The organism is Nitrospira sp. CMX1, from assembly GCF_054902215.1.
Genome location: NZ_JBUBKD010000013.1, coordinates 1 through 22,816 on the forward strand (window position 1 = coordinate 1; position 22,816 = coordinate 22,816).

General features: G+C 52.4%; 21 protein-coding genes. 3 read left to right on the forward strand and 18 right to left on the reverse strand.

Annotated features, from left to right (window positions below; translation table 11 throughout):
* The first annotated feature begins 573 nt into the window (after window positions 1–573).
* Together ACYX34_RS04040 and pyrE are read left to right on the forward strand one after the other, a co-directional pair.
* Window positions 574–1,101, forward strand: coding sequence for an Lcl C-terminal domain-containing protein (locus tag ACYX34_RS04040; protein ID WP_462075279.1), 528 nt, complete (start codon window positions 574–576; stop codon window positions 1,099–1,101).
* A gap of 189 nt (window positions 1,102–1,290) precedes the next feature.
* Entirely contained in the window at window positions 1,291–1,869 is a 579-nt protein-coding gene (pyrE, locus tag ACYX34_RS04045) for an orotate phosphoribosyltransferase (RefSeq protein ID WP_462075280.1), read from the forward strand.
* A 28-nt stretch (window positions 1,870–1,897) separates the two neighbouring features.
* On the opposite strand, the gene ACYX34_RS04050 is transcribed toward pyrE, so the two are convergent.
* From ACYX34_RS04050 to ACYX34_RS04135, 18 genes are all read right to left on the reverse strand, one after another.
* Window positions 1,898–2,287 (reverse strand): hypothetical protein, encoded by a 390-nt coding sequence (locus tag ACYX34_RS04050; RefSeq protein WP_462075281.1) that lies wholly within the window; start codon window positions 2,285–2,287, stop codon window positions 1,898–1,900.
* Window positions 2,212–2,886 (reverse strand): hypothetical protein, encoded by a 675-nt coding sequence (locus ACYX34_RS04055; RefSeq protein ID WP_462075282.1) that lies wholly within the window; start codon window positions 2,884–2,886, stop codon window positions 2,212–2,214. The genes ACYX34_RS04050 and ACYX34_RS04055 overlap by 76 nt, the downstream gene beginning before the upstream one ends.
* Window positions 2,887–3,113: 227 nt before the next feature.
* Window positions 3,114–4,790, reverse strand: a complete 1,677-nt coding sequence (locus ACYX34_RS04060) for a response regulator (RefSeq protein WP_462075283.1) — start codon at window positions 4,788–4,790, stop codon at window positions 3,114–3,116.
* Window positions 4,765–5,208: a response regulator gene (locus ACYX34_RS04065; protein WP_462075284.1), complete on the reverse strand. Its 444-nt coding sequence runs from the start codon at window positions 5,206–5,208 to the stop codon at window positions 4,765–4,767. Before ACYX34_RS04065 ends, ACYX34_RS04060 begins: the two co-directional genes overlap by 26 nt.
* A complete protein-coding gene (locus ACYX34_RS04070) occupies window positions 5,195–6,619 on the reverse strand; it encodes a sensor histidine kinase (protein WP_462075285.1) in 1,425 nt (474 codons plus the stop codon). The genes ACYX34_RS04065 and ACYX34_RS04070 overlap by 14 nt, the downstream gene beginning before the upstream one ends.
* Window positions 6,620–6,813: 194 nt before the next feature.
* Window positions 6,814–8,310: an NADH-quinone oxidoreductase subunit N gene (locus tag ACYX34_RS04075; protein ID WP_462075286.1), complete on the reverse strand. Its 1,497-nt coding sequence runs from the start codon at window positions 8,308–8,310 to the stop codon at window positions 6,814–6,816.
* Entirely contained in the window at window positions 8,307–10,010 is a 1,704-nt protein-coding gene (locus tag ACYX34_RS04080; RefSeq protein WP_462075287.1) for a complex I subunit 4 family protein, read from the reverse strand. Before ACYX34_RS04080 ends, ACYX34_RS04075 begins: the two co-directional genes overlap by 4 nt.
* Before the next feature lie 11 nt (window positions 10,011–10,021).
* Window positions 10,022–11,578: a complex I subunit 4 family protein gene (locus ACYX34_RS04085; RefSeq protein ID WP_462075288.1), complete on the reverse strand. Its 1,557-nt coding sequence runs from the start codon at window positions 11,576–11,578 to the stop codon at window positions 10,022–10,024.
* A gap of 25 nt (window positions 11,579–11,603) precedes the next feature.
* Complete coding sequence (nuoL, locus tag ACYX34_RS04090) at window positions 11,604–13,580, reverse strand: NADH-quinone oxidoreductase subunit L (RefSeq protein WP_462075289.1); 1,977 nt, start codon at window positions 13,578–13,580, stop codon at window positions 11,604–11,606.
* A 136-nt stretch (window positions 13,581–13,716) separates the two neighbouring features.
* Window positions 13,717–14,019, reverse strand: coding sequence for an NADH-quinone oxidoreductase subunit NuoK (gene nuoK / locus ACYX34_RS04095; RefSeq protein ID WP_090744441.1), 303 nt, complete (start codon window positions 14,017–14,019; stop codon window positions 13,717–13,719).
* Entirely contained in the window at window positions 14,016–14,543 is a 528-nt protein-coding gene (locus ACYX34_RS04100) for an NADH-quinone oxidoreductase subunit J family protein (protein ID WP_462075290.1), read from the reverse strand. The genes nuoK and ACYX34_RS04100 overlap by 4 nt, the downstream gene beginning before the upstream one ends.
* 9 nt (window positions 14,544–14,552) lie before the next feature.
* A complete protein-coding gene (gene nuoI / locus ACYX34_RS04105; protein ID WP_462075291.1) occupies window positions 14,553–15,140 on the reverse strand; it encodes an NADH-quinone oxidoreductase subunit NuoI in 588 nt (195 codons plus the stop codon).
* A 41-nt stretch (window positions 15,141–15,181) separates the two neighbouring features.
* Window positions 15,182–17,875 (reverse strand): molybdopterin-dependent oxidoreductase, encoded by a 2,694-nt coding sequence (locus ACYX34_RS04110; RefSeq protein ID WP_462075292.1) that lies wholly within the window; start codon window positions 17,873–17,875, stop codon window positions 15,182–15,184.
* A gap of 85 nt (window positions 17,876–17,960) precedes the next feature.
* Entirely contained in the window at window positions 17,961–19,103 is a 1,143-nt protein-coding gene (gene nuoD / locus ACYX34_RS04115) for an NADH dehydrogenase (quinone) subunit D (RefSeq protein ID WP_462075376.1), read from the reverse strand.
* A 116-nt stretch (window positions 19,104–19,219) separates the two neighbouring features.
* Complete coding sequence (locus ACYX34_RS04120; RefSeq protein ID WP_462075293.1) at window positions 19,220–19,717, reverse strand: NADH-quinone oxidoreductase subunit C; 498 nt, start codon at window positions 19,715–19,717, stop codon at window positions 19,220–19,222.
* 9 nt (window positions 19,718–19,726) lie between these two features.
* Window positions 19,727–20,254: an NADH-quinone oxidoreductase subunit B gene (locus tag ACYX34_RS04125; RefSeq protein ID WP_086425807.1), complete on the reverse strand. Its 528-nt coding sequence runs from the start codon at window positions 20,252–20,254 to the stop codon at window positions 19,727–19,729.
* Window positions 20,255–20,261: 7 nt separating this feature from the next.
* On the reverse strand, window positions 20,262–20,645 hold the full coding sequence (locus ACYX34_RS04130) for an NADH-quinone oxidoreductase subunit A (RefSeq protein WP_462075294.1): 384 nt from the start codon (window positions 20,643–20,645) through the stop codon (window positions 20,262–20,264).
* A 228-nt stretch (window positions 20,646–20,873) separates the two neighbouring features.
* Window positions 20,874–21,050 carry a hypothetical protein gene (locus ACYX34_RS04135; protein WP_462075295.1) on the reverse strand — a complete coding sequence of 59 codons (177 nt, stop codon included), beginning with the start codon at window positions 21,048–21,050 and terminating at the stop codon, window positions 20,874–20,876.
* 174 nt (window positions 21,051–21,224) lie between these two features.
* Here ACYX34_RS04135 and ACYX34_RS04140 point away from each other — a divergent pair, with 174 nt between their 5' ends.
* Window positions 21,225–22,793: an OmpA family protein gene (locus tag ACYX34_RS04140; protein WP_462075296.1), complete on the forward strand. Its 1,569-nt coding sequence runs from the start codon at window positions 21,225–21,227 to the stop codon at window positions 22,791–22,793.
* Window positions 22,794–22,816: the final 23 nt, after the last annotated feature.

The following is a 22,816-nucleotide window of genomic DNA, read 5'->3' on the forward strand; positions in this document are numbered from 1 at the left end:
GCTTCGAATCGTACCACTGCGACACATCATATCCCCGCTCGCTTGATGCTGCCATAATATGTCCCTCCTTCCACAGAAATAAATTTTCACCCTAAACTTTAAACGTGCACTACTCCGCCGAGTACTGATGTAACCACCAAGCCCCTATTCAGTTAGCTGGGATTTTACACTCATCGAGAACATCATTTCAATACTATCATCAGTACGGATGCCATTATGATTAATTAATAGAAACAATATGTTATGTAGCAAATTCGCTCTCCAACTCCATTGCCGAATGACTTGCGCGCCGCCTAAAACAATCCCCCAAAAGTTAGTGTCTCGTTATTTCACCCCAGGCATTTCAATTCTTCTTCCCCTAGTCAAAAAAGAATTCACTAGAACAGGGTAAGCAACCATGAGATCCCACGTTTCCTTGATTTATCCCATTGGTAACCAAATTAATCATGACACGAAGAGTCATCGTTGATCCCGCACACGTCATGCCGTAACATATGCTCTATGGCTCTGGAACATCCCCTCAATCATCAGACGAGTGCCAGGCTACCAAAATCTGCTGTAAGATTCCTCCTGGTGATTCTCGTCGTTGGGCTTGGCTGGGTGGGCTCACAATTCCTTACGGGACCAACTGTTCAGAAGGACGCACTTATTGCGGATATTATTAAGAACTGGCAGGACGCACATCCCTCAGCAGAACGCTTCCTGATCTTGCCGGATTTCCATGACGAAGCGGTGTTGGACAAGGACACCGGTCTTGTATGGGAAATTGCACCACAAGCAGCAACCGTCACCTGGAATGAAGCCCGTGTCACCTGTGCCAAGCGGACGATTGGAGGCCAAAGAGGCTGGCGGTTACCGGCACCAACGGAAATGCGCAGCTTGGTGGGACCCGCTGTGGACTCTCCGATCCCCAATATCCCACCAGACCATCCCTTCCTAAACATCCAGCCGACTTCCTATTGGACGGTCGTTCCCGAAGCGAGCCAGCCATCCTATGCCAAATACGTTGATGCTTTCCTCGGAAACGTACTCAGCTTTCTTCAGGTCTACACCTATCCCGTCTGGTGTGTTCGCAGCCCACTCTCATCACCAGCCTCTTGATCGTGATGGACAGGAAACTTGGGGTACAACCTGAAATGAGGCTCGGCACTCATGCCAAGCATGACCACAATCACTTTCCCCGGAATGGGTGCCCCCATTCCGGGGACTGCATAGAAAGATCTATCTGCAGTTGGAGAGTCGGTGTACAATGCTGCCGCAGATTACATCTCTGAATAGGGAGACCTCTTCGTGACTCTTCGACAACAACTGGCTCAATCATTCCACGACACCGGATCCTTTAAATGGGATCGCGAGAAGGGTTTCAAACTCGCATCCGGTGAGATCAGCCCATTCTATGTCGACTGTCGGGCACTCATGGCACATCCGGAGGCTCGTCGGCTCGTTGCCCAGCTGGCCTATGATGCGCTCATCAATGTCGAATTCGACTGTTTAGGCGGTCTTGAGCTCGGAGCCATTCCCATCGCCTTGACCATTTCTGATTTCGCCTGTGCCGCCTCCCCATCCCACCTGTGGCGGACGTTCGTCGTCCGCAAACAAGCCAAGGATCATGGGTTAGGGAAATTGATCGAAGGCAGCATTCTCCATGGCGACCGAGCATTAATCGTGGACGATGTTCTCACCAGTGGTGGATCACTGCTGAAAGCAGTCGGCGTCGCACGGGAGGCCGGACTTCAGGTCGATCATGCATTAGTGATTGTCGATCGCCAAGAACAGGACGGGAAAGCGCGCATAGAAAAGGAAAAGGTTCACCTGACGAGCCTCTTAACCATTCAAGATCTCATGGGCGTGATGACCAAGCACTCGTAGACCTTACTCATACCTACCTCTTGCCTGTTCATTTGCACTCAAACTGAATCCCCCAGCGACGCTCCTCGACCAGTTCTTGGGCTCCATCCAACGGACTCACCACCCTAGTTCGTCCTTTTGCTTCCCCCTCACGCACGATGGAGTAAGACCGGCTCTTACATTTCTCTTTCATGAGGTCCAACCCCTCTTTCCTAAATGCCGAGAGCATTGGCCCCTGTCCTTCCTTGAACGGATAGATAACAACTCCGCCCAAATCATCGTCCTGCACAATCTTCGCTCCGTCCGCACACCCTCCCAGCAGGAGAGAGACCATGATGGCAATGGCGAATGAGCAGGAGTAGATTATCTGGGACTCACCCCAATCACGGTGGGGAGCGGGATATGGAAACTCGTGCTGCCGCTGAACAAACTCTTCCATGAATCTCCTTCCTGACTATGTAGATCCTTCTCCCACAGTGATTCCACAATGCGTAGATCGGACGATGACCCTCCATCCATCGCCATGGCCCGACGGATAGTGGGGAGCGTCTCCTTGAAGCAGCGGCCGATATCATAAAGCGGCACCACGCCTAGACTTTTAAAGACCAGAATATGTCCCCGTTCGGTCTCGGCGACGATCGTCTGGTAGGCATACTTTCCTGAGTCACGGACACGGATCTTACCGGATTGGTCGAGCAGCATCAGGGCTTGTGCCACTTCTCCATACACGGGCCGCTGCTCATCAAACGTGTCAGATGCCAAATCAAGCACCCTCGCTTTCTTCACACCTATAGCAGTCGGTTCTGCCACGAACAACCCTTTCCACGAACTATGCCGGCGACTTCCCACCGAACGACCAGATTGGTAGAGAAGCCCGAGGTACGTGAAATTTTCACGAAATAGCCCTGCATTGAACACGAGAGGATGACCGGTTCGATGTTGCCACTCCCCAATCTTGGGTGGTTGCGTGAATCCTTCTTGCGCATAATTGTGAACAGAGAATCTCGTCCGCTCCGGATCTAGATCAACTACCAGCATGGTTGGCACTGTGGGGCAGGAGTGGATAGGCTTCCAGACGGAAACCATGAGGCCCTCGGAAAGGCGTTCCCAGGAAATATGCTGACCGAGACACACTCCAGGTAACACGAACAGAGTCGTAACCGCGAATCCGATCCAACGCACAACACTATATCGCCACTGACCGCTGCTGTTCATGGACCCACCACATATGCAACCGTGCCAGGAACGGATACACCATGTCGGTTTCAGGATGGACTGAACGTCTGGGGTTCCTCCAGAACCTCCGACGGTGAACCTTGGCGTATCTGACCCTTTGGTGTCTGATCAAGAAGGTGACGTATCGTCCCTGCCAAGGATTCGGTCGTAAAGGGTTTCTCCAGATAGGCAACCTCTGTATCACCAGCCTCGATTCCGATATCGTCTTCATAGCCTGAAATGAAGAGAATCTTCAGATCCGGTTTGATGACACGAAGATGCCGAGCAAGCTCCATCCCACTCATGCCAGGCATCACGATATCGCTAAGCAACAATTGGAGTTTCCCCATATGTGGAGTGGCGACGAGACATGCTTCGATACCGTTTCTTGCCTCCACGATTCGATATCCCAACTTGCGAAGCTCTTCCCGAATCAATGCTCGCACCGTTTCGTCATCTTCAACCAAGAGAATCGTTTCATGCCCTCTCAACGGCTTCGCCACTGAACACGCTGCAGTTGATGCATCAATCTCCGTCATGACACGAGGAACGTACACATCAAAGCGTGTCCCTTCACCAATCGTAGTGGTCACGTCTAACCCACCCCTATTCTGAGTCACGATGTCAAAAACGGTGGATAACCCCAGTCCTGTTCCTTTCTCTCCATCCTTTGTCGTAAAGAACGGTTTGAACATCTGCGCTTGCACTTCGGGTGACATCCCACAACCTGTATCGGATACGGACAGCTTGACATACTCGCCGGGTAATAGGTCCTTCTCACGATACGCTGGGGGCCTGTCAAGATGCGTCGATTGCAAGTCGAGTGTCAACCTGCCCCCCTTCGGCATCGCATCTCTCGCGTTCACGACAAGATTCATCACGACCTGCTCGACCAACGAAGGAGCCATCCTAATACGAAGATCATCCTGACATACTGTCACAGTCAATCGGATATCCTCCCCGATCACTCGATGAAGCATGGGTTCAAAATCATCAAGAAGGGCATTGAGGCTGATGACCTTTTCCTCAGACGGTCGCTTTCGACTAAACATCAGTAATTGGCGAATGAGCACCCTTGCACGCTCGCCAGCCTTGTGCATTTCCTGGATTTGAGGTCGCAGTGGATGAACCTCATCGATCTCGTTGAGCACCACCTGACTATGCCCCAGAATTACCGTCAGCAAATTATTAAAGTCGTGGGCCAGTCCTCCGGTCAAACGACCGACGGCTTCCAACTTTTGAATGTGGCGCAATTGTACTTGGTACTGAAGGACGGATTCCTCTGCTTCTCTTCGTGCACCCCGCTCTCGTTGCTCCTTTAGGATCCGCCGCACAGCAGGAATCAAGCGTCCCAATGCACCTTTTGAAATGACATCCGTCACTCCACGATACAAGAGTTCCGTACTCTGCGTCTCGTTGATGGATTCTGACACAACAATGAACGGCACGTGCGGAGCCACCTTCTGCGCCAAAGTAAAGGCCGTGTTCGCATCACATCCGGGCGTGTTGCCCTCGGCCAAGATAAGATCAGCCCGATCCTCACTGATCCCTGCAGTCAATGCGTGTTGTGTCTCCACGCGGTGAACGACACAAGCAATTCCACCATTCGTCAATATTGTACCGATACGTTCACCGTCTTCCCTATTGAGTTCAAGATGGACTATTCGTAGCGGCATCTTCATGGCTGGATCACCGATGGGATCACGCTCTTTCCGGAGGCGGTTCATTGATCACACCCCAAAATACCCCTAACTCTTTCACCGCCGACAGAAACTGGTGAAACTCAACGGGCTTCACGACATAGGCGTTCGCACCAAGCGTATAACTCTCAGTCAAATCGCGCTCCTCTCGAGATGACGTTAACATCACCACGGGAATCGCACGCAACTTGTCATCGGCCTTGATGGTGCGCAAAACCTCAAGCCCATTGACCTTCGGCATTTTGAGGTCAAGGAACACAACTGCGGGATTCCCTTGCAACCGGGTCTTGAATTGTCCACGACAATACAAATAGTCCAACACCTCGGCACCATCGTGACACAGGACAACTTTATCGGATATATGCTCTTCCTCCATCGCAGCCATCGCAAGTTCCGCATCTCGTGGATTGTCTTCAGCAAGCACAATCGGCTTAGCTAACGTCATCGTTGAGTCTCCCCTTGGGTAATGCAACATAGAAGGTTGCTCCCTTATCCGGCACACCGTCGGCCCACGCCCTCCCTCCATGACGGTGAACGATCCGACGAACATTGGCAAGTCCGATCCCTGTTCCTTCAAATTCGTCAGCTCGGTGCAGTCTCTGAAATACCCCAAACAGTTTCGGAGCGTACTGCATATCGAACCCTACACCGTTGTCGCGAACATACAAGACGATTTCGTCGGAACTGAGAGGCTCCACTCCGATCTCAATGGAGGCAGTTGTCTTGACACTCGTAAACTTCAGTGCATTGGTGAGCAAATTCATAAAGACCTGTCGGAGCATGGAGGGATCGCCTTTTACCTCAGGCAGTGGGGCAATTGTCCAGGATACTTGCCGTCCCTGCAAGTCAAGGCGCAGATCAGACAGAATGCTCTGGATCAGTTGATCCAGATTCACAGTCGCCTGCAACATTTCTTGGCGCCCCATGCGAGAGAACACCAGCAGATCATCGATCAGCTGTCCCATCTGCTTCGCTGCGTCCGAAATCGTTTGTAAATAGCGCGCAGCCTTTTCACTCAACGATTGATCAACCGCCTTCCGCAACAGGGCGGCATAGCCGTCAATGTGTCGCAATGGCGCGCGAAGATCATGCGACACCGAATAGCTAAAGGCCTCTAGTTCCTTGTTGGCAGCCTCAAGCAACTCGCCGCGACGCTGGAGCTCACCAGCCACACGGCGCCGCTCGGTCACGTCATGGCGTATCAGATAGTACACCGATGCCAGCAGCACCAGTTGTAATACGGCACCGATGGCTAACAGCATAATCGTATGCCGTGTACTGACTGCAGATGCGATGACCCGTTGATTCACTGCCTGTCGTTCATACACATCCATCTCATTAATCACCTGATGAATCCCGTCGAGTTCGCCTCTCCCAGCTCCCTCCAATGCCATTTTCCTGACGGATTGAAGACCCCGTTCCTTAACTTGAGTGATCGCCTTTGACTCGACATTCACCTGACGGTCCATCAACCGATTGAGTTCGTCAGCACGCCGCTGTTGTTCTGGCGAATCCAGCGTCAATTCATTGAGAAACGTCGTGAAGGTGTGTTTCTGGCCGATCACCCGTGTATACACCTCGAGATAGGCCTGCTCACCCGTCACGAGATATCGACGGTGTGCCCCCTCAGCCTCACCCATGGCAGCATCGATGCTGCTGAGCAGTTGGATCAGCTCATGACTCCGACCATCGAGCCAACTGTTCCGGAGCAGACCATTGATATTGTGATACGCGATCGCACTAATGATGAGAATGCCGACAAACACGAGACTGAACCCGGCCAGAACCCGTTGCTCGATCGTCAGCGCTTGAAACCACTTGATGATAGGTTCGGAGGAAGCAGCTGTCGCTGGCATTGAGCCACTTGGAAGTTTGCCCACTTCACCGCGCAGAGGGGTAGCTTGGGCCTGATGGTTGGTGGCTGATTCCATAGATCTGGACGAGCTGCACCAAACACACCGATCACGCTATGGATACCCGACGAAGAGACGAGAAGATTCGTGTCTCAAACTGAATTGTAGCAGAAGTATGCAGAAGACAAAGCAGAAAACTAACTGCCGATCAAGAGGCTCGGGGGCGTGGCCGTGGCGGCAGGCGTCACGAAATTCGAAAACATGAGTGTTGCAGCCACCACCCAATCGGTAAATGGTTGCGGATAGATTCCGATCACCAACGTCCCAGCGAGCCCCACATAGATTACCGCCTTCATGGGTCCTGAAATTGAAATGGGAGACGGGTCAATGGGCTCGTTAATGTACATTTGCTTCACGACGATCAGGTAGTAGTACATGGAAATGACGATATTGATCAGCCCCACCGTGATCAATGTATACAGCCCTTCTTTGATTGCGGCGACAAAGATATAAAGTTTGCCGATAAATCCCGCCAGCGGGGGAACTCCCGCAAGGGACAAGAGAAACAACAACATCGAAAAGGCTAGAAATGGTGAACGGCGCCCCAATCCACGGTAGTCTTCGATCTCATCTCTTCCGATGGCCTGACTCACGGCGATAACGACAGCAAACGCCCCGATGTTGGCGAAGAGGTACGCCAAGAGATAGAAGAGAATGGCGTCATTTCCCATCTTGGTTCCGGCGGCAAGACCGATGAGCACATTTCCGATTTGAGCAATACCGGAATAGGCCAGGAGCCGTTTAATATTTCGTTGTGCAATGGCCACGATATTGCCGTAGGTCATGGACACAATTGACACGGCGACGAGCAAATAGATCCAGGTCGGCTTGAACGAGCCCAACGCCACTAGGAAAATCCGGAGCAAGATCGCCAGAGCTGCACCCTTCGGAGCAATGGACAAGAACGCGGTGACCGGCGTTGGAGCGCCGTGGTACGTATCCGGAATCCAGGAATGGAAGGGAACCGCACCGATCTTAAATCCCAATGCGGCAAAGATCAGCAGAAACCCGATGATCAAACCTGGAGTCGCGGGTGCGGAAGCCATTTCCGAAAACACGAGCTTCCCGGTTTCCCCGTACACCAAACTGATTCCATAAGCAAAGAGACCCGCTGCGAACACACCAAGGATGAAAAACTTCAGACCGGCTTCATTCGAGGCCAAATCATCCCGTAGATACGACACCAAGATATAAAACCCGAGTGTTGAGAACTCCAGGCTGACGAACACCGACAACAGATCGTTGGCTGACGCCATAAACATCATCCCAAGCGCCGACATGACGACTAGGGCATAATATTCCCCACGGAAAAGCGTAAACCGGTCGACATACTCAATTGACGCCAGAATGACAAGGATTGTGGCTCCCAGGATGAATATTTTGAAAAAGATCGCCATCCGATCAAGCACAAACATGTCGCCGAACAGTGTCCCAGACACCTGATTCACGTCAAACCACGCCAAACAGCCGAGAGTCACCAGCAACCCGCCGACGCTCAGATAGGCAAGTCGTTCTTTCGGTAACCGGGGCGAGACAAAATCGACCGTGATGACCACACAGAGCCAGCACGTCAGGAAGATCTCCGGTAACAGGAGCACCAAATCGGAGAAGGACAGGTTCAGCACAAAACTCATTCGTGTCCTCCTCCAGAGACTGTCGTCGGTTGAGGGAGGGGCTTGGTTGAGACCATTGGGACAGAGGGGTGTTCCGTGACAACCACCCCTTTCACCCCTAATCCTTCACCGCTCTCGGCTACAGGAACCACTTGCGTAATTCTCGCAACCAATGGGTCCACTCCGGACCGGACAACCTCGTACAAATGCATGGGGAAAATACCAAATCCAATGCTGATGGTGATCATCATCAAGAGCGGCAATCGATCCACCGTGGCAACCGCGTCATGCGCGTGGCTGTATTTCTGATTCATCGGCCCATAGAACAGCCCTCGCATCATTTTGAAGAGATACGCGAGGGTCAATACAATGCCGAGCATGGCCACAATAACTTGAAGGGGGTACTTGTTCCAACTTCCGACAACGATCATGATTTCCGCCACAAAATTCACGGTGCCGGGCATGCCGATCGACGCCATGCACCCCACAACAAAGCAGCCGGAAATGAACGGCATTTTGTTGGAGAGCCCGCCAAGCGATGGAATGTCACGAGTATGCGTTTGGTCATAGACCCATCCGGCCATCGCGAACAACATGCCGGTGGCCATCGCGTGCGCAAACATATAGATGACGGCGCCGCTCAGGCTGATGTAATTCAAGGCCGCCATCCCGAGAAACACATACCCCATATGGCTTGAACTCGAGTATCCGATCACATACTTCGTATCTTTCGCGTAAAACGCGACGAAGCCGCCGTAGACAATGCTGAACATGCACAACACCGCCGCAATCGGCATCAGTTCCCGGGTCGTCTCAGGCAGGATCTCAAACGCCACACGGATGATCGAAAAATGCCCAAGCTTCATGAGCACACCGGCGTGCAGCATGCTCGTCGCGGCGGGTGCCGCCGCATGGCCGACCGGGGACCACGAGTGTAACGGCCATAAGGGTGCGATCGACGCAAAGCCAAAAAACACCAAGACCCAAATAATCTTATCCAGCGTCGTCCCGAGTACCGGGATATTCATCAGGTTGGCTTGCTCACGAAGCACCAAGATATCGAAGGTGTTCAGGCCTGAATACTTATAGATGAGCAAGATCCCCATGAGAGCCGCTACGGCAAAGGCGGAGAGAAACAGGACCAGCTTCATCGCGGCGTACTCTTTGCTGTTCGACCCAAAATTAAAAATAAAACCGACGGAATCTCTCAGCTTCATCCCTTCGGGATCGGTCATCTCCAGATATTTTTTGGTATGACTTCCCCACATGCCCAACAGCAAGTACATCGGGATGACGGACATTTCATAGAAGAAGTACAAGAAAAACAGGTCGAGGGACATGAAGACGCCGATCGTGGCTGCGGCCAAGATCAGCAACCAGATATAGAACTCCTTCGCCCGATCCTTGATGTGCCAGGAGACGAATATTCCGGCGAACAAGAGAATGGACGAGGCCAGCACGAGTGGGGTGCCGATGCCGTCAACGCCCAGATACAACGCGATGCCCAATTGTTTAGACCACCCAAACTTTTGGACAAACTGAAACCCACCCTTGACCGGATCGTACCCATAAAAGATATAGAGCGAGGCGACCAGCGAGACAAACGCTGCGCTCGCAGCAATCCCCCGCACGAGCGTGGGCCGCCGGTTGGACACAAAAATCAACCCAAGCGCTCCTGCAAACGGAGCGAAGAGAATATAGAGGAGTGCGTACTCTCCCATTACGAAACCTACTACTTTCTTTCTGTCATACCGTTGTCGAGTGCGGCAGTCTTCTCGTGCTGCAGACGATCAACCACGGCTTGCACTGATCCGTTCATGATCCTCAAGAAGGGGGATGGATAGAGTCCGATCCAGAGAATCATGATAGACAGGGACATCGCGATGACCATCTCTCGAAGTTGCAGGTCACTCATCGAGCTCTTAACGGAGGTGCCGAGGGGACCCAGCATTGATCGCTCGTAGTACCAGAGGAAATAGGCCGCACCAAAAATCACCCCGAGTACGGCAATCGACCCATACCACCATTTGGCTTCAAACGCGCCTAACAGAATGAGAAACTCGCCGACAAACCCGTTGGTGCCGGGGAGCCCAATTGAGGCCAGTCCAATAATCAAAAAGAACGTCGCAAGCAGCGGCACTTGTTTTGCCATTCCCCCGAAAGCAGACAATTGTGTCGTCTGTTGGCGGGAGTAGAGAAACCCAGCAATGAAGAAGAGGCCGGCCGTGCTGAACCCAAGGTTAATCATCGTCAGCAGGCTGCCTTGCAAGCCTTGATAATTCAGGGCAAACAGCCCCACCACCACAAAGCCAAGATGGCTGACGCTGCTGTAGGCCAGTAAACGCCTAAAATCCGTTTGAACCAACGCCATCCACGCCCCATACAAAATCGCGCAGAGCCCCAGGCCGACCACGATCGACACGATGGGGCCACTCTTCGAGGCATCCGGCAGCAGCGGGATGCTGAACCGGATGAAGCCGAAGGTCCCCAGCTTGAGGCCAGCCAGGACAACCGCCATCCCGATGGGCCCCTCTAGAAGCGCATCTGGCAACCAGGTGTGAAATGGAAATACCGGAGCCTTGAACGCAAATCCGAGGAACAATAACCAAAAGATGAGGATCTGTTGGCTGATGGGAATCGGGACCGTGAGAAGGTCAAGCAGATCGAACGAGTACGCATGATCGCTGTGATGGAGAGTCGCCCATTGGTGGTAATTAATGTCCAGCAACGCGATCCCCACGAGCATAAACACGCTGCCGAGAAGCGTATAAATGACGAACTTCAGTGCGGCATAATGCCGGTCAGCGCCCCCACCCCACAGCTTGATCAGGAAATAGCTCGGAATGAGCATCAGCTCCCAGAACACGAAGAACAGGATCAGGTCCAACGACAAAAAGACCCCCATGGTCGTTGTTTCGAGTGCCAGCAGACACATCATGTACAGCTTGACTTGCTGCCGGATCGTGTCCCACGAATAGACCACAACGAGGACGGTCAGAAAGGCCGTCAGGCCGACGAACATGACACTGATCCCATCAACCGCCAAGTGATAGCTGATCCCCAATGCGGGAATCCATTGCATCCGCTCCGAGAACTGCATCGCGGCCGATTCCGGCACAAACCGGAGGAGAATAAAAACCGACAGAGCCAGCTCCACGAGAGCGATCGCAAGGGTCGAGCTTCGGACCATGTCCTCGTCGTCCACAAACCACAGAACAATGGCCCCGGCAACGGGCAGAAAGAGGATGCACGACAGAATTGGAAAGACAGCGGTAAGCTCTTCGAGCATGATACCCGTTGGGTTCGGCTACGACCTACATCTGAACTACAAGTTGAACGACCAGGGCCAGAAGAAAAAGCCCCGCAACAATAATCGCCGCATAATGATGCACCATGCCGCTCTGCATTTTTCGCCCCTCTCGGGCAGCAAGGTGGTTTCCATATCCGATGATATTCAGTCCCGCATAGACGATATACTTCTCGACCCAGGTCGATCCAGAGGCACCCCAATCCGCGAGATGCCCCACCCCTCGTACCACCCCGTCGATGATCGTCCGATCAAACCAGTCCAAGATCATTCCGAGGCGTTTCAGAGGCTCGACGAACACAAGATCGTACAATTCGTCAATGTAGTATTTATTCAAAAGTAATCGATAGAGACCGGAAAACTTCTCAGTCCACCCATCAGCTGTCATAGGGCTCACTGCGTAGAGGAAGTGCGCAAGTCCCCATCCCATCAAGGCAATGGCAATGGCCACACCCATCAGGAGAACGGTCATTCCCCCACTGGCTTCATGTTCAGCCGCAGCACCCACAACCGGAGCCAAGAAACCGTGCAACCAGCCCTGTTCTGGCGGAAATCCCAATACCAACCCACCGACACCAGAAAGAAATGCAAGGACCATCAAGGGCGCGATCATTACCATCGGAGATTCATGCACATGCTCCTCGGTATGATGATCCATCCTGGAGGAGCCATAGAACGTCAAATAGGTCAAACGAAACATGTAGAAAGACGTCATCAGTGCACCGGCTGCCGCCAGGCTATAGAGCAAATAGTGATGATGGTTGAACGCATGGGCCATGATCTCATCCTTGCTCCAGAACCCCGCGAGAGGAGGAAGGCCAGCGATCGCAATGGTCCCGATCAGAAAGAGGCGATGGGTCCACGGAATACGCTTACTCAAGCCACCCATCTTTTGAATATCCTGCTCCCCTGACAGAGCATGGATGACTGAGCCGGCGGACAAAAACAACAAGGCTTTGAAGAAGGCGTGCGTCATGACATGAAACACGGAGGCCGTGTAGGCGCCGATCCCGCAACCCAGAAACATATAGCCCAGCTGACTCACGGTCGAATAGGCCAAGACGCGCTTAATGTCGGTCTGCACCAGTCCGATCGTCGCCGCAAACAGCGCAGTCCCTCCACCCACGAACGCCACGACTTCCATCGCGACCGGAGAGAGATCGAAAATGACATGATTCCGTACGATCATGTAGACACCGGCGGTGACCATTGTTGCGGCGTGGATGAGCGCGCTCACTGGTGTTGGACCTTCCATGGCATCGGGCAACCAGGTATGGAGCGGCAACTGAGCAGACTTCCCAACTGCGCCGACGAGCAGGCACAGCGCAATAGCGGTTGCCATCTCAGGAGACAGCTGTCCCACCTGAGCAAAGACCTTTGTATAGTCCAGCGTCTTGAAGTTCACAAATACCAGAAAGATGGCAAGGAGAAATCCGGCATCCCCGATTCGATTCACAACGAAGGCTTTGGATGCGGCTTTCGCAGCAGAGACCTTGTCGTAGTAGTATCCGATCAGGAGATACGAACAAAGCCCCACCCCCTCCCAACCGATAAACAACACCAGATAGTTGTTCCCCATGACCAACAGCAGCATGGAGACCATGAACAAATTCATGTAAGTGAAAAAGCGGGTGAATCCATCTTCACCATGCATATATCCGACAGAATAGACATGAATCAGAAAACCCACGCCTGTCACAACCAGTAACCAGGCACAGGTCAGGGGATCAACAAGGTACGCAAGGTTGATCGCCAAATCGCCGCCAAAAATCCATCGATAGACGACGACTTCATGCGATGCACCGGTCCGTAGGACATCCGCAAACACTGCGAGCGCACACAGGAAGGACAGACCGACAGACCCCCAGGCTAAACGATGAGCCATTTCGTGGGAGTACCGACGGCCAAAGACACCGTTCGCGATGACCGCCAGCAACGGAAACAGAGGGATTAATTTGATCAGCAGATCGGTTGCGTCAGACACACAGTCCTACGTTTTTCTCAGGATGCTCAGCTAAGCCAGGAGGCCGTATGAAGCCGGGTCCTACTGCATCGGCTGGGGGTCGTTTTGAGGGCATGGGGCACTGAAGACAGAACGCGATGCCGCTCTCAACATCCTGTTACCACTTCAAAAGATTCATCTCGTCCACATTCGTAGAAATCTTGCTTCGAAAGACCACAATGATGATGGCCAGCCCAATTGCCGCTTCCCCGGCGGCAATCGCAATAATAAACAACGCCACAAGCTGCCCAGCCATCGATTCCAAATAATGCGAGAAGGCGACCAGATTAATGTTCGCCGCATTCAACATCACTTCGACGGACATGAGCACGATGATAAAGTTCCGACGAATCAGGACACCCAGTAGTCCCGTCATAAACAGGACCGCGCTGACAGCGACATAGGCGGACAGCGGTATCATCGATGATCCTGGCCAGCCTCCAAGGCTTTCGGAGTTTTTGCCAACACGATGGCACCGATGATTGCCCCAAGCAGAAAGATCCCCACGATTTCAAACTGCAAGAGATGGTCACTGAACATCTTGATGCCAACCGCGTAGGTATCGCCCTCTTGCAAGACCGCCCCAGCAGAAGCACCTCCCTTGGCCCCGTCAAACGGGGACCGGAGAAGGAGAAAGAGTACGTAGAACGCCCCTAACGTTGACAACCCGGCAAAATACGGAGCCGACGAATGAAAATATCGCTCGTCTGTCTTGAGATTCATCAACATCAGTACAAAGAGATAGAGCACCAAGATAGCCCCGACATAGACAATGACCTGGACAGCCCACAGAAACTCGGCATTCAAGAGGATGAACAGCCCGGAGACATGCATGAGTAATGCGAGCAATGATAATGCGCAATGGACAGGGTTGCGCAGAGTGACCGTTAAGACCCCGGCAGCCATACTGACCAACGCGAAGTATCCAAAAAATGCCACAATCATGTTGCTTGCCTACCTCAGATGCTTCGGAGCTGACTGCGTCGATTTCGCGACCGATTGCGGAAAATAGTAGCGATACTCGCGACTTTCCTCGACATTTTTTTCTTGATTGTGGGCGTACAAATATTTCTTCCCGTCCTCGAGATGCCGCTCGCCAATGTCATACAGTCGCTTTTTATCGAACAGGAGACTCCGCTTATCATGAGTCGAGTATTCGTACATCTTGGTCATGGCCAACGCATTGACGGGACAGGCCTCGACACAGTACCCACAGAAAACACACTTGGTAATATCAATGTAGAATTCGCTGGCATACCGTTGAAGCGGCCGTGTGGCATCTTCAGCACTGATCACCTTGATGCAATGGGATGGGCAAGCAGCCTCGCACAAATCACAACCGACACACCGTTCCCGTCCGTCATCGTATCGTAACAAACCAAGTGCCCCTCGATGCGCATCCGGAATCGTTCGATGCTCCCGCGGATATTGAAAAGTCATCGGTCGATGGAGCATATGCCGAAATGTGACTTTCATCGCGTCCCAGATTTCATAGAACAGGGCCGCATGAAGGATCTTTTTGGTCAAAGCCGTGACACTCATCGTAGGCTCCTGGTCATGCACAAGCAGACACCTTCATCACATCAGACTGGTTCAACGTTGACCCACATCTGTTTGAATGACGGGACACCTGTCGTCGCATCGACGGTGACCGTCATCAAATCTTTCACTGGGGGCTCATTAAAATGCTCGGGGAAGAAGCAGGTGCCAGGGGCAACCGACTGATCCGCCTGTACCGCAATCTGAAGAGAACCACGATCAGACGTCACACGCACCTTCGCGCCCTCTTGCAGTGCAAGCCCTTCCAGATCTCGCACGTTCATTCTCAGCTTCGTACTGTTCGGAGCAATCGTGAGTAGACCGGCCGCTTGAGTTGACAATTTCCCCGAATGCATCAGTATCTGTCCCATTAACAGTGCAAACGGGCGGGTCGGCGTTTTACTTTCTGGAATCACCCGATACCGCTCAATGACCTCCGTCGCATAGCCCTTGGACAAGCACCTCTCTGATGTCGGCAACCCCTTGCGGGGTTGACCAAGATTGTAGTACCCAGGAAGCAGCTTCATGATCTCACTTTGGATGTCGTTTGCAGACTGATAGTCCCATTGGCATCCCATAGCATTAGCCAGTGCAGTCATGATGTGCCAATCGGGCAAGCTCTCGCCACGCGGATCCATGGCTTGGCGAACACGAAGGACTCGCCCCTCGAAATTCGTAAAGGTGCCGTCCTTTTCTGCATACGTGCAGGCAGGAAGCACAAAATGGGCTAGCTTCGCGGTGTCCGTCAAGAATGGATCTTGGACGACCAATAATTCAAGCCGCTCTAGTCCAGCGCGAACTTCCATGGAGGCCGGAAGGGTGGCCAGTGGATTTTCCCCAAGGATATATAAGGCTTTGATCTGTCCGGTCCGACACCGCTTCAAGATTTCAATCAAGTGCGCACTCGAGCTCGGAGAAGGGAGCACCGTGTCCCAGGCCTTGGCGAAACGATCTCGCACCTCTGGATCATCATACCGACCCTGTCCTGGGAGGAACTCAGAAGCCGTACCCATATCGACAGCCCCTTGCTCATTAGGCTCTTCCGTCACCGTACTCACACCGCACCCGGGCTGTCCGAGCTTTCCGGTAATCCAGGCGAGATCCATCAGCTTGAGCACGTTCTGATAGCCGTTCGCCCGTCGAACAATTCCTTCCGCGCACAGAATGATTGAGCGTGGCGATTCAGCAAATATTCTGGCGATTTCTCCAAAAACGTCGCTGGCCAATCCAGTCTGAGCCGTCAATTGGTCCATCGACAGATTTGCCACTGCCTTCTTCAGCGACGCAAACGCCTGGGGGTGTTTCCCCACGACCGCTTCATCTACCAGATCCAGATCAATTGCCGCTTTCACCAGACCGTCGATCACCGCTCCTTCCGTCCCTGGCTTGATCAAGAATGGATGTGAGGCGAGCTTACTCATATTCGTAATGGCGCTGTCGAACGTCACCACCTGGGCTCTGTACACTCGCACCGCTTCCTTAATGCGCACAGCTGTGAGCGGGTTCGTCTCAGTAATGTTGGAACCGATCACAATAATCGCCTTCGCCTTTGTGAGATCCTCCCAATCAACAGAGGTCCTCCCCAGGCCGATGGCATGTTTGGATGCCATCACAAAATTCATATGGCCGTAGCGTGCGCTACTATCAAGCTGGTTGGTTCCAAACGCCGTACGCATGAGTTTTTGGAACAAATACAACTCTTCATTGGTGCACCGGGCTGTCACGAGGCCGGCAATGGAGTCGGAACCGTACTTCCCTTTGATTTCGACGAATCGATCTACGAGCGTGTGCATGGCCTCCAACCATGGCTTTTCAACCAAGCGCCCGCTTTCACGAACCAACGGTTGTACAAGCCGACTTTGGCTGTCCAACGATTCAAACCCAAAGCGTCCCCGCACACACAGCCCACCGTGCCCTTTAGCCGTGTCAGATCGATCACCCCACTTATTCTTCCAGGATAATGGTGATGTGACACGGATGACTTCTTCGTCTTTTGTTTCCAAATACATCTGGCAACCATCACCGCAATAATTGCAGGTAGTGGTCGTCTTTTTCATCTGCCAGGGTTTATACAAATACTTGGAGAATTTGTTGGTGATCGCACCGACAGGACAGATCGCCAAACAATCGCCACAGAATTCGCAATTGAGGGGAAGATCCCCTTTGGGGACGACCTGGTTGAATCCCCCCTTCTTCATGAACTGCAAGGCATCAATCATCAAAACATCCTTGCAGACATTGATGCACTCGGCACACGCAATGCACCGGTTCATATTGAAGTCAAGAACCGGGCTCCGCGTATCTTCAGGAATGAACTTTTGTTTGGCATTGGCAAGATTGGTCACGCCGTGCTGAAAGGCCATATCTTGAAGTTCACAATGCCCGTCTGCGTCGCACACCGGACAATCAAGAGGATGCACGGACAAATGTTTCTCAACGGCTTTCTTACGGGCGAGAAAGAGATCTTCTCCTTCGGTACGAATCACCATCCCCGCCGCCGCCTTCGCGGTACAAGATCGAACAGGAGCCTTTTTCCCTTCTTGCATCACCAGGCACATCCCACAAGAACCGAATGGATCGAATGTGTAGTGGTAACACATCGCCGGGATGACTTTCCCCGTCATGGAGATGACATCGTAGAGCGACACACCATCTTTCGCCGTGACGGTTTTTCCGTCAATGCTCAGCTCAATGCTTGTGGCTTCAACGTCGGGATTCGTCGCTGGCTTCAGTCCCATTGTTCGTCTCCGTGAAAGGGAAAACGTGAACCGTAAAATGAAATCCTGATTTTACCTTTCACTTTTCACATCTCACGCTTCACACTCACCGGTCGCACTCGCCCATCACAATGTCGTAGGTCCCGAAAATCGTGCAGGCATCAGAGATCATGTAGCCTCTGGCCATATGATCGAACGCACCCATATGGATGAAGGATGGGGCACGAATCTTCAATCGATACGGTTTACCCCCACCCGTACTGACGATATGAAAACCCAGTTCTCCTTTGTGGGCTTCTGTGCCGCAGTAGATTTCTCCCGGCGGAGCATCAAACCCCTGCGAGAACAGCTTGAATTGCTGGATCATCGCTTCCAGGTTCGTGAACACCCGTTCCTTCGGAGGCAACGTCACGCTCGGAGCATCAGCCATGATGGGCCCCTCCTGCATCTGCTCCAGACATTGTCGGATGATCTTGACACTCTCGTACAATTCCATGATCCGAATCCAGTACCGATCATAGGTATCGCCATTTTTCCCCACCGGCACACTGAACTCACACTTCGGATACGCACTATAGGGTTCATACTTGCGCAGATCATAGTCCACGCCGGACCCACGCAGAACAGGCCCGCTCAGCCCAAAATTAACGGCATCTTCCGCAGAAATAACGGCGACCCCCTTAGTACGTCCCAGCCAAATGCGATTTTTTTCAAGAAATACCTGGTATTCATCGATCTTCGGTGGGAAATAGTCGAGAAACTGTTTCAGCTTATCGATCAACGACGGGGTCAAGTCGCGCTCAACTCCACCGATTCGATACCAGCTAGTCGTGAGACGGGCTCCGCACAGTTCGTCAAACCAGTCCAGCAAGATTTCACGATCTCGAAAGCAGTAGAAAAAGACGGTCATGGCACCAATGTCGAGCGCCTGAGCACTTAGCCAAAATTGGTGCCCGATGATGCGCTGAACTTCCGCGACGATCGTCCGCAAGTACTCTGCCCGCTCCGGCACTTGTAGATTCAGGAGTTTTTCAACGGCGCGACAATAGGCAAAGTTGTTGTACATCGCGCAGACATAGTCCAGTCGGTCGGTGTGGGGAATGAACTGGTGGTAGGTCCCATCTTCTGCGAGCTTTTCAACCCCGCGATGGAGATAACCCATGACCGGAGTCGATTTCACCAGCCGCTCCCCCTCCAACTCTAAGATCACCTTGAGCACACCATGCGTGCTCGGGTGTTGGGGCCCCATGTTAAGCAGGAGCTCCTCCGTGCGCAGCGTGGGAAGCGTTTCGCTTTCCGGATGTTCGGGATCCACCTTGTAGACGGTGGTTCTTTGATCTTCAAAGGCCATGCGACTCTTCAACCCTAGCGCTGCACTTCATCCAAAAATTCAAACGTGTCTCGCCATCCTTTACCACGCAACGGAAAGTCTTTTCGCAAGGGATACCCCTCAGTATAGTCATCCGGCATCAGAATGCGACGAAGATCCGGATGGTTCCGGAATCGGATCCCCATCATGTCATAGACTTCACGCTCCATGAAGTCCGCCCCCTTCCAGAGATCCGTCAAAGAATCCACCACACAATCTGACTCGGGCACCCGAACTTTAAGTCGGATCCGCTGGCGTTTTCGAATCGAATAGAACTCCCAAACCACCTCAAATCGCTCTTCATCATCCGGCCAATCCACAGAGCTCACATGAACGATATAGTCAAAATCCATCCCTGGATCATCGCGTAGGAATTGGGCAACCTCGTGAAGCTTGTCACGAGTAACCGTCACAGCCACATCACCACGCCATTCGCTGACGCTGACCACGCCGACCGAGAACGTGTGCTGAACCCGAAGTAAGAGAGGATGCATGACCGTGCGTTAGACCTTCAAATTCGCCTTCACCTGATCAGGCTGAGCCACAAACACGCGCTTTTGCATGATACGCTCTTGCAGCTTGAGGATACCGTCCAAGAGAGCCTCTGGGGTTGGGGGACAACCGGGCACATAAATATCAACCGGAATAAAGCGGTCGACGCCCTGTACGACAGGATAACTATCGTAAATATTCCCAGACGTGGCACAGGAACCCATCGCAATCACGTACTTCGGCTCTGGCATCTGATCATAGATTTTTCGGATGACCGGCGCCATCCGACGACAGACAGTGCCTGCCACGATCATCAAATCAGATTGCCGTGGCGACCCACGGAACACACCCGCCCCAAAACGATCCATATCATATCGTGACGAGACAGCAGCCATCATTTCTATGGCACAACAGGCGAGCCCGAAGGTCATTGGCCAAAGAGAACCCTTTCTGGCCCAGTTGACGGCCTTTTCAAGCGATCCCGTAATGACATCCGGAACCCCATCCTTCTCGTGACGTCCCAACTGGATCAGTCCCATACAGCCCTCAATCCCACTCCAGAGCGCCCTTGCGCCAGGCATACACATAGGCCACGACAAACAACCCAATAAAGATCAACATCTCGACCAATCCGACTATCCCTATTTTGGTGAACACAACTGCCCAGGGATAGAGAAAAATGACCTCGATGTCGAAGATGACGAACAACATCGCGAAAATGTAATACCGGACAGGGAACGGCATTCGCGCGTCAGAAAATGGTTCAGATCCACATTCATAGGTGGATAACTTTTCAGGCTCTGGGTACCTTGGCTGCACAAAGTAGCTGACCAGCAAGGTCAGCATTCCCAAAATTAACCCTACGAAGATAAAGAGAAAAATTGGGAAATACTTCGTCAGATATTCAAGAAGAACCTCTGCTCCACTCATGTGATTTTCTCTTACAAAGCATTGACCTGAAAGACTATTCCAGGCTCAAGGGGTGAAATCTTAGTGTGCTGTCCTTTTGGATAGCAAGAGAACAAAGGACCTAAGTCTCACTCACCCGAAAGCCCTACATCTCTTAGCTAGGAGAGGAATGACAGGAACTTGCTTGACTGTTGCGAGGTTAGAGACTTACGTGAGCCACAAGTATGGGAGAAAGTTGGTCATGCACAGCTATTCCTGGTCGGCACACTGGCCAGGTGAAGCAGGCTTCGCCTGCTCCCACTCTAACATCATAGGAGAAAACGCCTTGACCCCGCGTCGCCGATGAATCTGCGTTTCGATGCGGGCCTTTCTAGGAAATTCCGCAAGAACGGGGAGATGTCCGTCGGCCAGCTTCTCAGCATCCATACCGCCTCTCAGTACGTGCCTTGAGAAATCACGCGGAACCAGTATTTCGAGCACATTACCATCTGAAAGAAATAGCGGTCAAACCCTTCGCACATTCAGCTCAAATTCTTGACAAGACGGCGTCGTTTGCTATGGTTTTTCAAGCAGCCTTCGCTCTAATTAAGGACGCCGTCTATGAAAATCACGATCTTCCTCCTCTTGGTGCTGTGTTCGGGAATGGGTCTCTCCCTTCATCAAGCACTCGCCCAAGTCTCGAATCTCGACTCCGTTCGAATACTGGACAGAGGACTTACCTTCGCCAGTGGGATGATCGAAAAAACGTCTCCAATCGATGGAACCGTGAACTTGATCACCGGTGACAATCAATCATCAGGGAATCGAATGCTCTTAGGAAAAGGAGACTCATTATATCTCAAACTGGACAACCCTGCTGATGTGGCAATAGGAGATCTCTTTACTGTGTATCGACGGGTACGAAAGGTCTTCCATCCCGTCACTCGAGAATACCTTGGGTTTGTGATTAATCGCTCAGCAGTCGTGAGAGTGATATCTGCTGATCACGCCCTCACAACGGCGGAAATCATGGTGAATTATGGACCAGTTGCCCCCGGAGACCCTGTCGCGCGATTTAATGAGCCAACCCCGGATGCCACGACCAGCTCTCCGATGAACGTTTCCGACCTTGAAGGTATGATTATTGAGCTTCAGGCCGACCGTGCAATGACGTTGGTTTCACAATCCAATGTTGTGTACATCGATCGGGGGAGAGAGGATGGGCTGAAAACAGGAGATCTCCTTGATATTCAGCGGCATAGCGCAGGGTTGCCGCCCCGTAAGATCGGGCAACTCAAAGTCCTATCTACGGAACCCCACACAGCCGTTGCCAAAGTCCTGAAAGCAAATACCCGTGTTATGAAGGGAGATCGGTTCAAGTTCGTCGGAGGTCCTGAGCTCTCTACTCACCCTGTCGTAGCACTTGCGCAGGGATCTGCGGAACCGACCAGTCCAGCCCCTACTACACCCGCTTCGGATCTGGTCAGCAGCAAGCTAAAAGCACACGATGCCTCCGGACAAAGTCGCCTCAATCTTGGCGAGCTGGCTAATTTCTTGCGGTATGAATCTGGGGATGCTGCCATCAAGCCCGAGAATTATGCCGTGCTTGATCAGTTCATTGACTATCTGCGTACCAGTGGCGACACCCGACTGATTCGCATTGAAGGCCATACAGATAATGTCGAAATCGGCCCTTCGCTCAAGGCCCGTTATCCGAGCAATTGGGAATTGTCCAAGGTCCGCGCAAACGGTGTTCTCCGCTATCTTGTCGAAAAAGGCGGAGTCGACTCAGTCAGAATCACTGCGTTACCCCTTGGGGACAGCAAACCAACTGCGTCGAATGAGATGGAAGATGGTCGCAAGAAAAATCGCCGTGTGGAGATCGTTCTGTACACCACCGAAGCCGATGCCTCTGAAGAGCCGCCTCCGGTGCACACGCTGAGCACTAATTCTCCCAATTTAAACGCGCGCGGAAATAACGATCAACCAAGCACCCCATCACCTGCTTTGGATGCCGGAAACCCTGTCACCCCCGGAACGTTGCCTGTAGACGACTCCGCACAGACTTCCCAGACTAGATCTGCCAGCCATACCAGTACTCCCGATGCCAGCAGTTCTTCCACTCCAATGGAGTCGAATAAACCGGATATGTCTCAGTACCAGCCAGGAGGAGGAACATCGACGGAATAGAATCTTCTCGAAGGGGTAGTAAG